This is a genomic window from Pseudomonas uvaldensis (assembly GCF_021271205.1).
GTDB lineage: Bacteria > Pseudomonadota > Gammaproteobacteria > Pseudomonadales > Pseudomonadaceae > Aquipseudomonas > Aquipseudomonas uvaldensis.
The window spans coordinates 1-15,156 of the sequence record NZ_JAIWKS010000021.1 but is presented as its reverse complement, the minus strand read 5'-3'; the positions used below and the strand labels follow the sequence as shown (position 1 = coordinate 15,156).

2 protein-coding genes are annotated in these 15,156 nt (G+C 64.7%); both read left to right on the top strand.

Translation table 11 applies throughout. From position 1 onward, the window contains the following. The coding region (locus tag LCU97_RS26360) for a non-ribosomal peptide synthetase (protein ID WP_232778192.1) at positions 1-3,472 on the top strand (3,472 nt) is incomplete at its 5' end. Continuing rightward, on the top strand, positions 3,469-15,156 hold an 11,688-nt coding region (locus tag LCU97_RS26355), incomplete at its 3' end, for an amino acid adenylation domain-containing protein (RefSeq protein WP_332875351.1). The genes LCU97_RS26360 and LCU97_RS26355, both read left to right, overlap by 4 nt.

Genomic DNA, 15,156 nt, shown 5'->3' with positions numbered 1-15,156 from the left:
TCCGCGAGGTGAAGTCGAGACGGCCATCGCTGCTATCTGGCAGGACCTGTTGGACCTTGGGCAGGTCGGTCGCCACGACCATTTCTTCGAACTGGGCGGGCACTCGCTGCTGGCGGTCAAGTTGATCGAGCGCATGCGCAACGCGGGCCTGAGTGCCGACGTGCGCGTGTTGTTCAGCCAACCCACCCTGGCCGCCCTGGCGGCGGCCGTGGGTGGCGGTTCGGAGATCGTCGTGCCGGCCAACCGGATCCCGGACGGCTGCACGCGCATCACTCCGGACATGCTGCCCCTGGCCGACCTGGACCAGGACGCCATCGATCGCATTGTGACGACGGTGCCGGGCGGCGTGGCCAACGTTCAGGATATCTACCCGCTGGCGCCGTTGCAGGAGGGGATCGTTTACCACCACCTTGCCGCTGAGCAGGGCGATCCCTACCTCCAATACATGATGTTCGCCTTCGACAGTTCCACACGCCTGGACGGGTTCGTCCAGGCATTCCAGGCGGTCATTGCCAGGCATGACATCCTGCGCACGGGCGTGCTCTGGGAGGGGCTGGCCGAACCGGTTCAGGTGGTCTGGCGTGAGGCCGGGCTGGAAGTCGAGGCGGTCCAGCTGGAGGCGGCTGCCGGAGATATTGCCGGTCAATTGCATGAGCGTTTCGACCCACGGCACTATCGCCTGGACATCCGTCGGGCACCGCTGATGCGGCTGGCCTATGCGCAGGATCCAGCCAATCGGCGCTGGGTCGGCATCCTGCTGTTCCACCACCTGGTGGACGATGCCACGTCACTGGCGGTGTTGGCAGCGGAAATCGAGGCGTACATGCTCGGTCAGGCGCAGCACCTGCCCGCGTCGGTGCCTTACCGCAACTACGTGGCGCAAGCCCGATTGGGTGTCGATCGCGAGGCTCATGAGGAATTCTTCCGCGAGATGCTGGGCGATGTCGACGAGCCGACGCTGCCGTTCGGCCTGCTGGATGTGCAAGGTGACGGCAGCGGGATCGAAGAAGTACGCCAGGACGTTGCGGTCGACCTGAGTCGGCGCTTGCGCGCCCAGGCCCGTCAGCTCGGCGTGAGCGCGGCGAGCCTGTACCACCTGGTCTGGGCGCAGGTACTGGGCGTGGTGTCGGGCAAGGACGACGTGGTGTTCGGTACGGTACTGGTCGGCCGGATGCAAGGCGGCGAAGGCGCCGACCGGGCGTTGGGCATGTTCATCAACACCTTGCCGGTGCGGGTCAGCCTGGGGCAGGCAGGCGTGCGCGAGAGCGTGAAGGCGACCCATGGGCGGCTGACGGCCTTGCTGGCCCATGAGCATGCCTCGTTGGCTTTGGCGCAGCGTTGCAGCGGGGTGGAAGCGCCGATGCCGCTGTTCAGCGCCTTGCTCAACTATCGCCACACCGCTACGGCAGCTTCCAACGAGGCGCTGGCCGCCTGGGACGGCATCCAACTGCTGGGCGGTGAAGAACGGACCAATTATCCGTTGACGTTGTCGGTGGACGACCAGGGCGATGCCTTCAGCTTCAGCATCATGACCCCGGCACGGATCGGCGCACAGCGCCTGTGCGGTTATGTCCACCGGGCGCTGCATCATCTGGTGGGGATGCTGGAACGCATGCCTGAAGCGCCGCTGCACCAGTTGTCGATCCTGCCGGCATCCGAATGTGAGCAATTGCTTGAAACGTTCAATGCCACGCAGGTCGATTATCCACTGGCGCAGACGATTCACAGCGTGTTCGAGGCCCAGGTATGGCGTACACCCGAGTCGGTGGCGGTGCTGCATGGCGATGAGCGCCTGAGCTACCGTGAACTGAACGAGCGGGCCAACCGCCTGGCCCATTACCTGCGCGGGCGCGGCGTGAAGCCGGATTCGCGGGTGGCGATCTGTGTCGAGCGCGGCCTCGACATGGTGGTGGGGCTGCTGGCGATACTCAAGGCCGGCGGTGCCTATGTGCCGCTGGATCCGGCATACCCGCTGGACCGGATCGCCCACATGCTGGAAGACAGCGCCCCGGTGGCGGTCCTTGCGCAAACCGGCACCTGCGGGTTGCTGGCCAGTGTGTCGGTCCCGGTCATCGACCTCGGCAGCGATGCCTGGCAAGACCTGTCCATCGCCAACCCACCTGCGTCAGGCCTGGCGTCCACGCATCTGGCTTACGTTCTCTATACCTCGGGCTCCACCGGCAAACCCAAAGGCGTGATGGTCGAGCACCGCAGTGTAATCAACCTGTTGTCAGCCATGGGCGACATCCTGGGCGTGACGGCGACCGACCGCATGCTGGCGCTGACGACCCTGGGTTTCGACATTGCCGGCCTGGAGCTGTACTTGCCGCTGATGTGTGGCGCAAGCATGGTCGTGGCGACTCGTGAACAAGGGCGCGAGGGCCGTTCACTGGCGGACCTGATCGCTTCCAGTGGCGTCACCGTTGCCCAGGCCACCCCGGCGAGCTGGCGCATGCTGCTCGAATCCGGCTGGCAGGGCGCACCGGGATTGACCGCGTTGTGCGGGGGGGAAGCGCTGCCTGCCGATCTTGCATCGCGCCTGGCGGCCCGGGTCGAGACGCTGTTCAACGTCTATGGCCCCACCGAGACGACGATCTGGTCCTCGGCAACGCGGATCAGCGGCCAGGAGACGGGCGATAGCCAGGTCAGCATCGGCCGGCCCATCGCCAACACCCGGTTCTACCTGCTCGATATCCACGGCAACCCCGTCCCTGTGGGCGTCGCCGGGGAAATTCATATTGGCGGCGCCGGCGTGGCGCGGGGCTACCTGAACCGTGATGACCTGACCGCCGAACGTTTCCTCAAGGATCCGTTCAGCCACGAACCCAACGCCCGGATGTACAAGACCGGCGACTTGGGTCGCTACCGGCCGGACGGCAACATCGAATACCTGGGCCGCAATGACGACCAGGTGAAGCTTCGCGGCTTCCGCATCGAACTGGGCGAGATCGCAGCCAGGCTTGCCCAGCACGCGGCGGTGAAGGATGCCGTGGCGTTGGTGCGCGAGGATATGCCGGGGGAGAAGCGCCTGGTCGCTTATTTCACCGGGCATCCATCAGGCGAAACGGCCGACATCGAAGACCTGCGTCTGCACCTGCAGACCCTGTTGCCGGCCTACATGGTGCCCACGGCGTACGTGCGCCTCGATGCCTTGCCGCTGACACCTAACGGCAAGCTCGACCGCAAGGCCCTGCCAGTTCCCGACCTGGCCTGCGTCATCACCCGTGGCTACGAAGCCCCCGTGGGCGAAACCGAAATCACGTTGGCGCAGTTGTGGGCCGAGGTGCTGAACGTGGAGCGCGTCGGTCGTCACGATCACTTCTTCGAGCTGGGCGGGCATTCGCTGCTGGCGGTCAGCCTGATGGAGCGGATGCGGCAGGAAGGCATGGAGGCGGATGTGCGAACGCTGTTCGAGCAACCCACGCTCGCGGAATACGCGGCAATGACAGAAAAAATGGAGATTGTCCTGTGAGTGTGATCGAACTGTTGGCGACACTGAAGGAAAAAGACGTTCAGCTTTCGGTCAAGGGTGACCAGCTCGTGGTGCGCGGCCGGAAACAGTCTTTGAGCGAGCCCGCGGTGCTGGCCTTGTTGCGCGAGCACAAGGCCACCTTGATCGATTTGATCAAGACCGGGCAGTACGAGGCCGCGAATGCCGGCGAAACCGAAGTCCCGGTCAACCTGATCCCCGACGGTTGCTTGCGCATCACCCCGCAGATGCTGCCGCTGGTGACGCTGGACCAATCGGCCATCGACCGCATTGTCGCCACCGTGCCGGGCGGCGCGGCCAATGTGCAGGATATCTACCCCCTGGCACCGCTTCAGGAAGGGATCCTTTATCACCACCTCACGGCTGCCCAAGGCGATTCCTATGTCTTGCAGGCGCGATTCAGCTTCAGTCGCCGTGAGCGCCTGGAGGAATTTGTCGACGCCTTGCAGAACGTGATCGACCGTCACGATATCCTTCGCACGGCCATCGTTCGCGAGGGCCTGGAAGCGCCGGTCCAGGTGGTCTGGCGTCAGGCCCGGCTGGGGGTCAAGGACATCGGCGCCGAACTCGACGACGGCGATGTCATGGCGCAGTTGCAGGCACAGTTCGACCCTCGACGCTATCGAATGGACATCAGCCAGGCGCCGTTGCTGCTGATGGTATATGCCCATGACGCTGCCCATCAGCGTTGGGTGGCCATGCTGTTGTTCCATCACATGGTGCTCGATCATGCGGGGCTGGCGGTGGTGCAGCATGAAATGCAGGCTTGGCTGACGGGGCAAGGCGGGCAACTGGAGCCTGCCGTTCCTTACCGCAACTACGTGGCACGCACTCGACAGGCCGGCCAGCGCCAGGCTGACGAGGCGTTTTTCAGCAAGATGCTGGGTGACGTCGACGAACCGACCTTGCCTTTCGGCCAACAGGACGTATTGGGCGACGGCAGTGGTGTCGAGGAATGCCATCTGGCGGTGACGCCGCTGCTCGGCCGCCGCTTGCGTGGGCAGGCGCGTCAGTTGGGTGTCAGCGCCGCCAGCATCATCCACCTGGCCTGGGCCCAGGTGCTAGGCTGTGTTTCAGGTCGCGAAGACGTGGTGTTCGGCACTGTGATGCTGGGGCGCATGCAGGCTGGCGAAAGCATGACCCGTGCGTTGGGCATGTTTATCAATACCTTGCCGTTGCGGGTGGATGTGGGCGCCCGGTGCGTGCGGGATGCAGTGAAAGACACCCACGGCTGGCTGAGTGCCTTGCTCGGTCACGAATACGCTTCCCTGGCCCTGGCGCAACGTTGCAGTGGCGTGGCGGCACCGGCGCCGCTCTTCAGCGCATTGCTGAATTACCGACACAGCGCCAGCCGGACCCAGGTGCTCCCGGCGCACGCCCTCCAGGCCTGGGAAGGAATCGAGACCCTGAGCGCGCAAGAGCGCACTAACTATCCGCTGGTTCTTTCGGTAGATGATTTTTCCGATGATTTTGCCCTGACGGTACAGGCGACACCGGGGATCGATGCGCAACGCGTCGGCGAGTACATGCAAGCCGCCATGGAGTGCCTGGTCACGGCACTGGAGAACGCTCCCGAAACGTCGGTCAATACCCTGTCGATCCTGCCGCCGGCCGAGCGCGAGCGCGTGTTGCAGGGGTTCAACGACACCGCCCGCGCCTATCCCCGGACGCAACTGATCCACGCCTTGTTCGAAGCCCAGGTCGAGGCTTGTCCGGATGCACCGGCTGCATTACAGGCGGGGCAGACCCTGACGTATCGGGCGCTGAACAGCAAGGCCGATCAACTGGCCCGGCATCTGCTCGATCTTGGTGTCCAGCCAGGGGAGACTGTGGCAATCCTGCTGCCGCGTTCGCTCGACCTGCTGATCAGCCAACTGGCGATTCTCAAATGCGCGGCGGTCTACCTGCCCTTGGATGTCAACGCGCCGGTGGAGCGCCAACAGTTCATGATGGAGGACAGCCGGGCCGTGTGGGTGTTGACCCACGCTGCCGAAGCGCTGGGCGAGGGGCTGCGTCGGGTGGATCTCGATGCCCTCGACTTATCTGAGGAGCCGACTTTCGACAAGCCACCGGCATCGTCGAGCGAAGCGGCTGCCTACATCATGTACACCTCGGGCTCCACGGGTACGCCCAAGGGCGTGCTGGTGCCACACCGGGCGATCAGCCGTTTGGTGATCAACAACGGCTACGCCGATTTCAACGGACAGGACCGCGTGGCGTTCGCGTCGAACCCGGCGTTCGATGCCAGCACCCTCGAAGTCTGGGCGCCGCTGCTCAATGGCGGCTGCGTGGTGGTGGTCGAGCAGGACGTGCTGCTGTCCCAGGCACGTTTTGCCGGATGGCTGGCCGAACAGTCGGTCAGCGTGCTGTGGCTGACGGCCGGCCTGTTCCACCAGTACGCCGCTGGACTCATGCCGGTGTTCAAGCAGTTGCGCTACCTGATCGTCGGCGGTGACGTACTCGATCCGGCGGTGATTGGCCGGGTGCTGGAAGAGGGCGCACCGCAACATTTGCTCAACGGCTACGGCCCGACGGAAGCCACGACTTTTTCGACCACCTGCGAGATCAGGGCTGTCGGTGCGGGGAGCATTCCCATTGGCCGTCCCGTGGGAAACACTCGGGTTTACCTGCTGGACTCACAGCGTCGGCCCGTGCCCCACGGTGTTGCCGGCGAGCTGTATATCGGCGGCACCGGGGTCGCCAAGGGCTATCTGAACCGACCGGAGCTGACCGCGGAAAAATTCCTGCCAGACCCGTTCAGCGAGCAGCCACAAGCCTTGATGTACCGCACCGGCGACCTGGGACGCCATTTACCGGATGGCAATATCGAATACCTGGGCCGCAACGACGGCCAGGTGAAAATCCGCGGATTCCGCATCGAGCCGGGGGAGATCGAAGCCCGGCTGAGCCAGCATGAGGCGGTGAAAGAAACTGCTGTGCTGGTCCGAGAGGATGTGCCGGGAGAAAAGCGCCTGGTTGCCTACTTCACCCTGCATCGTCCCGAAGACATGACGACGATCGAGGTGTTGCGGGCTCACCTGCAAAGTCGTCTGCCGGACTACATGGTGCCTGCCGCCTACGTGCGCCTCGATGCACTGCCGCTGACCGCCAACGGCAAGCTTGACCGCAAGGCCCTGCCGGCGCCGGACCAGGCCTCGATCCTCACGCGTGGCTATGAAGCCCCGCTGGGTGAAACCGAAATCACCCTGGCCCGGTTGTGGGGCCAGGTGCTCAATGTCGAACGGGTCGGGCGCCACGATCATTTCTTCGAGCTGGGCGGTCATTCGCTGCTCGCCGTCAACCTGATCGAGCGGATGCGCCAAGTGGGCCTGAGCGCCGACGTTCGCGTGCTGTTCGGCCAGCCGACCCTGGCCGCCCTGGCCGCGGCGGTGGGTGGCGGTCATGAAGTCCAGGTACCGGCCAACGGCGTCACGCCCGGTTGCGGGCGGATCACTCCGGACATGCTGCCGCTGGTCGCGCTGACCCAAGAGGCCGTCGACGCGATTGTCGCCACCGTGCCTGGCGGCGTGGACAACGTACAGGACATCTACCCGCTGGCGCCGTTGCAGGAAGGCATTCTCTATCACCATATCTCGGCACGAGAAGGCGATCCCTACGTGCTCCAGGCGCTGTTTGCCTTCCAAGACAAGGCGCGCCTGGAGGCTTTTGCCAACGCCTTGCAGGGTGTCATCGACCGCCACGATATCCTGCGCACCGCGATCGTATGGGAGGGGCTGGAGCAGCCGGTGCAGATGGTCTGGCGCACGGCGCTATTGAACGTCGAAGAGTTGCTGCCGGCAGATGCCACCGGTGACGTACTGGCCGAGCTGCACGTACGTTTCGATTCTCGCCATCATCGACTCGATATCCGGCAGGCGCCGCTGATGTGCCTGCGTTTCGCCCATGACCCGGCCAATGACCGCTGGGTGGCGATGCTGCTGTTCCATCACATTGCCCTGGACCATACCGCCCTGGATGTGGTGCAACAGGAAATGCAGCTGTACCTGCTCGGTCGGCAGGATCAACTGGCTCCGGCGATGCCGTACCGCACCTACGTGGCGCAGGCGCGCCTGGGTGTCAGCGAGGAAGAACACGAGGCGTTTTTCAGCGAGATGCTCGGCGATGTCGACGAACCGACATTGCCCCTTGGGCTGCAACAGGTGCGGGGTGATGGCCGTGGTATCGAGGAAGCCAGGCTCGACGTCGACGCGGGCCTGGCAAGTCGCCTGCGATCACAGGCCCGGCAGTTGGGCGTGAGCGCCGCCAGCCTGCATCATCTGGCCTGGGCGCAGGTGCTGGGGCGGTTGTCCGGGCGCGAGGACGTGGTGTTCGGCACCGTACTGATGGGCCGGATGCAGGGCGGCGCGGGGGCTGACCGTGCCCTGGGCATGTTCATCAATACCTTGCCACTGCGGGTGAAACTGGACGAGCAGGGCGTGCAGGCGGCGATCAGGGCCACCCATGGGCGACTGAGCGCATTGCTCGGTCACGAGCACGCTTCGCTGGCCCTGGCGCAACGCTGCAGCCGCGTCGCGGCGCCGGCTCCGCTGTTCAGTGCGCTGCTGAACTACCGGCACAGCGCGGGCGATGGCATCTCCACCGACGCGCTGGCGGCCTGGCAGGGCATCGAAACCCTGGGCAGCGAAGAACGTTCGAACTATCCGCTGACCCTGTCGGTGGACGACCTGGGCGACGGCTTCACCCTCAGCACCCTGGTTTTGCAGGGCGTGGGGGCGGCACGCATCTGCGCCTACATGCACACCGCCCTCGAAAACCTGATACAGGCCCTGGAACACACCCCGCAACTGCCGCTCAGCCGGTTGGAGATCCTGCCGCAAAGCGAGCGCGAGCGGCTGCTGGTGGATTTCAACGCCACCCGGCGTGCCTACCCCCAGACGCAGACCGTCCTGGCACTGTTCGAAGCCCAGGCCGCCGAGGTTCCCGAGGCGATTGCCGTGGTACACGGCTCGCACCGGATCAGCTACGCGGCCCTGAACGAGCGGGCGAACCACCTGGCCCATTATCTGATCGGGCTAGGTGTGCAACCGGATGACTGCGTGGCAATCCTGTTGCCACGCTCGATCGATCTGTTGGCCAGTCAGTTGGCGATCCTCAAGTGTGCCGCGGCCTATGTGCCGCTGGACCGCAATGCCTCATCGGAACGCCAGCGCTTCATGCTCGACGATTGCCAGGCCTCTTTCGTGCTGACGTTCAGCACCGAACCGGCACCCGAGGGCACGCCCCGTGTCAACCTGGACACGCTGGAACTGCGAGGTCCTTCCCATGACCCGGCGCTGGAGCAGTCCAGTGAGTCGATTGCCTACATCATGTACACGTCGGGCTCCACGGGCCAACCCAAGGGTGTGCTGATCCCCCATCGGGCCATCAACCGATTGGTGATCAATAGCGGTTACGCCGATTTCAATGAGCATGATCGGATCGCCTTCGCGTCGAACCCGGCCTTCGACGCCAGCACCATGGAGGTGTGGGGTGCGTTGCTCAACGGCGGGCAGGTGGTGGTGATCGACCATGAAACCCTGCTCGAACCCGCACGTCTAGCCCAGGAACTGAAGGCGTCGGGCACCTCCGTGCTGTTTGTCACCACGGCGATTTTCAATCAATACGTACAGATGATTCCCGAGGCCATTGGTGGTTTGCGGATGCTGCTGTGCGGTGGCGAACGGGCCGACGTCGCTTCCTTCCGGCGTTTGCTGGCGCTGGCACCGGACCTGCGACTGGTGCATTGCTACGGTCCCACCGAAACCACCACCTACGCCACGACGCTGGAAGTGAAGGCTGTGGCCCCTGACGCGCAGAGCGTGCCCATCGGCGGGCCGATTTCCAATACACAGGTCTACGTGCTCGATTCGCGCCGACAGTTGGCGCCCCTGGGTGTCGCCGGTGAAATCTACATCGGCGGCAAAGGGGTGGCGAAGGGGTACTTGAACCGCCCTGACCTGACGGCGGAAAAATTCATCGCCGACCCGTTCAGCCACGAACCCGGCGCCTTGCTGTACCGCACGGGCGACCTCGGTCGCTGGCTGCCCGAGGGTAGCCTGGAATGCCTGGGCCGCAACGATGACCAGGTGAAGATCCGGGGATTCCGTATCGAGCTGGGCGAGATCGAGGCGAAACTGGTGACCTGTGACGGGGTGAAGGATGCCGTGGTCATGGTCCGCTCCGATGAACCGGGCGAGAAGCGCCTGGTGGCGTACGTCGTGGCGCAGCCTCAGGTCACGATGAGCGTGGCCGGGTTGCGCGAACAACTGTCCACCACCCTGGCCGAGTACATGGTACCGGGCGCGTTCGTGATCCTGCCGGCATTCCCATTGACGCTCAACGGCAAGGTGGACCGCAAGGCGTTGCCCGCGCCGCAGGCCGAGGCCTATGCGAGCCAGGCCTACGAGGCGCCCCAGGGAGAAGTCGAGCAGACGCTGGCAGGTTTATGGGCCGAACTGTTGAAGGTCGAGCAGGTCGGCCGCAACGATCATTTCTTTGAACTGGGCGGTCACTCGCTGCTGGCGATGAGGCTGATCGAACGGATGCGTCAGGTCGGCCTGGCGGTGGACGTGCGGGTCCTGTTCAGCCAACCGACCTTGCAGGCCCTGGCCGCTGCGGTCGGTGGACACCGTGATCTGGTGGTGCCGGCCAACCTGATCGCCGCAGGTTGCCGGCGGGTTACGCCGGACCTGTTGCCGTTGGCTGACCTGAGCCAGGAAGCCATCGACCGAATTGTGGCGGGCGTGCCGGGTGGGGCGGCCAATGTCCAGGATATCTATCCGCTGGCGCCGTTGCAGCAGGGCATTCTTTATCACCATCTGGCGGCCGCGCAAGGCGATCCGTATGTGCTCCAGTCACAGTTCGCCTTCGATCATCGGGACCGTCTCGAGGCGTTTACGGAGGCGCTGCAACAGGTCATCGACCGCCATGACATCCTCCGCACCTCGATCGCCTGGGAGGGCCTGGACGAACCGATGCAGGTGGTCTGGCGCCGGGCCCCCCTGGTGCTGGAAACATTTGAAGCCGATCCACAGGCCGGGGATGTCGCCCGGCAATTGCATGAACGCTTCGACGCCCGGCATTACCGGCTGGACTTGCGCCGGGCACCCATGTTGCGCCTGATCTGTGCCGAAGACGCAGCCAACGGCCGTTGGGTCGCCACGCTGCTGTTCCACCACACGGTACTGGACCACACGGCGCTGGAAACGCTGGTGCACGAAATGCAGGCTTTCCTGCTCGGACGTGGCGGCGAGCTGGGGGCCGCGATGCAATACCGCAACTACGTGGCCCAGGCCCGTCTGGGCGTGAGCCAGGAGGCCCACGAAACGTTCTTCCGCGCCATGCTCGGTGACATCGAAGAACCGACGCTGCCATTCGGCCGGCAAGATGTGCAGGGTGACGGTAACGATGTGGAGGAGGTGAAGCTGGCGCTGACGGCGCCGTTATGCCGTCGTCTGCGGGCGCAGGCACGGCAGTCGGGCGTCAGCGCGGCGAGCGTGATGCACCTGGCATGGGCGCAGGTCCTGGGCCGTGTAAGCGGGCGCGACGATGTGGTCTTCGGCACTGTCCTGTTGGGGCGGATGCAAGGCACGGAAGGCTCCGACCGTGCCCTGGGCATGTTCATCAATACGCTGCCCTTGCGGATCAGCCTGGGCCGGCAGAGTGCCCGCGAGGGCGTCAAGGCTGCGCACCGGCAGCTCACCGGACTGTTGGGGCATGAGCACGCGCCGTTGGCACTGGCCCAGCGATGCAGCGGCGTGGCGCCGCCGACGCCGCTGTTCAGTGCCTTGCTCAACTACCGGCATAACGTCCCGACGGCGGCGGATGGAGCGCAGGAGGCATGGCAGGGCATTGAAACCCTCGGCGGTGAAGAGCGTACCAACTACCCGCTCTCGCTGGCCGTGGACGACGAGGGCGAAGGTTTCAACCTGGTGGTGCAGGCGGCGTGCGGAATCGACGCACAACGCATCGGCCACTACATGCACACCTCGCTCGAAAGCCTGGTCTCCGCCTTGGAGAACGCGCCTGACAGGCCCTTGTCCGAGCTGCAAGGCATACCCGCTGACGAACTTGGGCAACTGCTCGATACCTGGAATGCCACGCAGGTCGCCTATCCGCTGGAGCAGACCGTCCACCAACTGTTCCAGGCCCAGGCCCATGCATCGCCCGACGCCGTTGCCGTGGTATCCGGCGATCGGCAACTGAGCTATGCCGAACTGAACGGGCAGGCCAATCGGCTCGCTCACCACCTGATCGCGCTGGGCGTGCGCCCGGATGATCGGGTCGCTATCTGCGTGGAACGCGGTCTCGACATGCTCGTAGGGCTGCTGGGTATCTTGAAGGCCGGGGCTGCGTATGTGCCACTGGACCCTGCCTACCCGAGCGATCGCCTGGCCTACATGCTGGAGGACAGCGCGCCGGTGGCTCTGCTGGTGCATACGGCGACCCGCGACCTGCTGACCGATGTCGGGTTGCTGACCCTCGATTTCGATGGCGATGCCTGGCGGGACCTGCCGGACCTCGATCCGTCAGTGCCGGACCTGACCTCGGCGAACCTGGCCTATGTGCTCTACACCTCGGGATCGACTGGCAAGCCGAAGGGCGTGATGGTCGAACACCACAGCGTGGTCAACCTGCTGTGTGCGATGCGCGACACGTTGGGCATGACGTCTACCGACCGGATGCTGGCGCTGACGACCCTGGGGTTCGACATCGCTGGCCTGGAACTGTATCTGCCGCTCGTGTGCGGCGCTCAGGTCGTTCTGGCGTCTCGCGAACAGGGACGGGACGGCCACCTGCTTGCCCGGATGATTGCCGCGAGCGCTATCACCGTCGCCCAGGCCACCCCGACGAGCTGGCGCATGCTGCTCGAAGCGGGATGGCAAGGCGCACCGGGGTTGGTCGTGCTGTGTGGCGGTGAAGCCTTGCCCGCAGACCTCGGCCAGCGGGTGGCGGAGCGGGTCAAGACGCTGTTCAACGTCTACGGTCCGACCGAAACGACGATCTGGTCGTCGGCCACACAAGTCCAGGCACAAGGGGCGGGTAGCGGTCAGGTCAGTATCGGCCGTCCTATCGCCAATACCAGGTTCTATCTGCTCGATGCCCAGGGCAGGCCTGTTCCTGTGGGCGTCGCCGCTGAGATCCATATTGGCGGTGCCGGGGTGGCCAGGGGCTACATGAACCGCGACGACCTCACTCGCGAACGGTTCCTGGACGATCCTTTCTGTGCCGAGGCCAAGGCGCGGATGTATCGCACCGGCGATATCGGTCGTTACCTGCCGGACGGGCGAATCGAGTACCTGGGACGCAACGATGGGCAGGTCAAGATCCGCGGCCTGCGCATCGAGCTGGGCGAAATCGAAACCGTGCTCGCCACCTGCCCGGGGGTGAGCGAGGCGGTGGTGATCGTGCGCGAAGACATGCCCGGCGAGAAGCGTCTGGTGGCGTATTACAGGGCGTCGGAGGACCGGGACTTGCCGACGGCCGACGCGCTGCGGGCCCTGGTGCTGGAGCAATTGCCCGACTACATGGTGCCCGTGGCCTATGTACGACTGGAGGCGATGCCGCAGACTCCCAACGGTAAGTTGGATCGCAAGGCCTTGCCGGCACCGGGTTCGGCTGCGATGGCCGATGATCAATACCAAGCGCCACAAGGGGATGTCGAACCGGTGCTGGCGCAGATCTGGCAGGAGCTGTTGGGCCTGGAGCGGGTCGGTCGTCAGGACCGGTTCTTCGAGTTGGGCGGGCATTCGCTGTTGGCAATGAGGCTGATCGCCCAGGTGCGTCAACGCCTGGGGGTGGAACTGGCGCTGGGCGAACTGTTTGCCCATTCGCAATTGAGCGCGTTGGCACAGGCCGTGGCTGGTTCGGGGCGCAGCACGCTACCACCGGTTGCGCCGGTTTCCCGTGATGAGCCGTTGCCGCTGTCCTTCGCTCAGCAGCGCCTGTTGTTCCTGACACGGATCGAAGGGGCCAGTTCGGCCTACCATCTGCCGGCGGCGCTACGCTTGACGGGGCAACTGGACCGCAACGCACTGTCGCGTGCCCTGGATCGAATCGTGGCGCGTCACGAAGCGTTGCGCACGACCTTCGTGCAACCAGCGGAACAACCGGCACAGCAATGTATCGGTGCGCCAGACAGTGGTTTAGCCTTGCGCACCGTGGACCTGTCGGACCATGGCGAGGCACAGGCACAACTGTGGACACTGATCGGGCAGGAAGCCGGCGAACCCTTCGATCTGGAACACGGCCCGCTGATTCGTGGGCAACTGATTCGCCTGGCGGAGCAGGAGCATGTGTTGCTGGTGACGATGCACCACATCGTCTCGGATGGCTGGTCGATGGGAGTTCTGACCCGGGAGTTGGCCGCGCTCTACGAAGCGTTCCGCAATGACCTGCCCGATCCGTTATCGGACCTTGCGGTGCAGTATGGCGACTATGCCGTCTGGCAGCGACGCTGGTTGAGCGGGGAAGTCCTCAAGCGCCAGGGCGCCTGGTGGCAAGCTGCGCTAGCCCAGGCTCCGGCCCTGTTGACACTGCCCACGGATCGTCCGCGGCCAGCACAGCAGAGCTATGCAGGGGCGAGCCTGCCGGTGATTTTCGATGAAGCGCTGACGGCGGATCTCAAGGCGTTGAGCCAGCGCCACGGCACGACGCTTTATATGACGGTATTGGCTGCCTGGGCTGCCGTGCTCGGCCGGCTCTCGGGGCAGGACATGGTCGTCATTGGCTCGCCGACGGCCAATCGCCAGCGCGCCGAGGTCGAGGAACTGATCGGGTTCTTCGTCAACACCCTGGCCGTGCCCATCGATGTGTCGGGGCGGCCAGATGTCGAGACGTTGCTGCAACGGGTGAAAACCCAGGCGCTGGCCGCCCAGGCCCACCAGGACCTGCCGTTCGAGCAGGTCGTGGAACTGGTCAAGCCGGTGCGCAGCCTGTCCCATAGCGCGGTGTTCCAGGCCATGTTGTCCTGGCAGAACACCGAGAGCGTCGAACTGATCTTGGGCGATCTGGTCCTGGAAGGGCTGGCTTGTGCGAAGCGAACGGCGAAGTTCGATGTTTCCCTCGACCTGGGGGAAGTCGGAGGCCGTATCCAGGGTTCGCTGGAGTACGCCACCGCGTTGTTCGACCAGACGACCATGGAGCGCTACCTCGGTTATCTGGAGCGCATGTTGCGGGCGATGGTGGCCGATGCCCGTGCCGTAGTCAGTGAAATCGTCTTGCCGGGCGATACCGAACGCCTGCAACTGGATGGCTTCAATGCCACGCAAGCGGAGTATCCGATTGAGCAGACCGTTCACGGCTTGTTCGAGGCCCAGGCAGAGCGGACGCCGAACGCACTGGCGGTGCTCCACCGCGGGCATCGCCTGACGTATGGTGAACTGAACGCACGGGCCAACCGCCTGGCCCATTACCTGCGCAAGCAGGGCGTACAGCCCGATTCGCGGGTGGCGATCTGCGTCGAGCGTGGTCTCGACATGGTCGTGGGCCTGCTGGCGATTCTCAAGGCCGGTGGTGGTTATGTGCCGCTGGATCCGGCCTATCCGGCGGATCGGATTGCCTACATGCTGCAAGACAGCGCCCCGGCGGCGGTGTTGGCCCAGGCGGCCACGGTTGGGTTGCTGGCCGGTGCCTCGATGCCGGTGATCGACCTGAGTAGCGGGCTA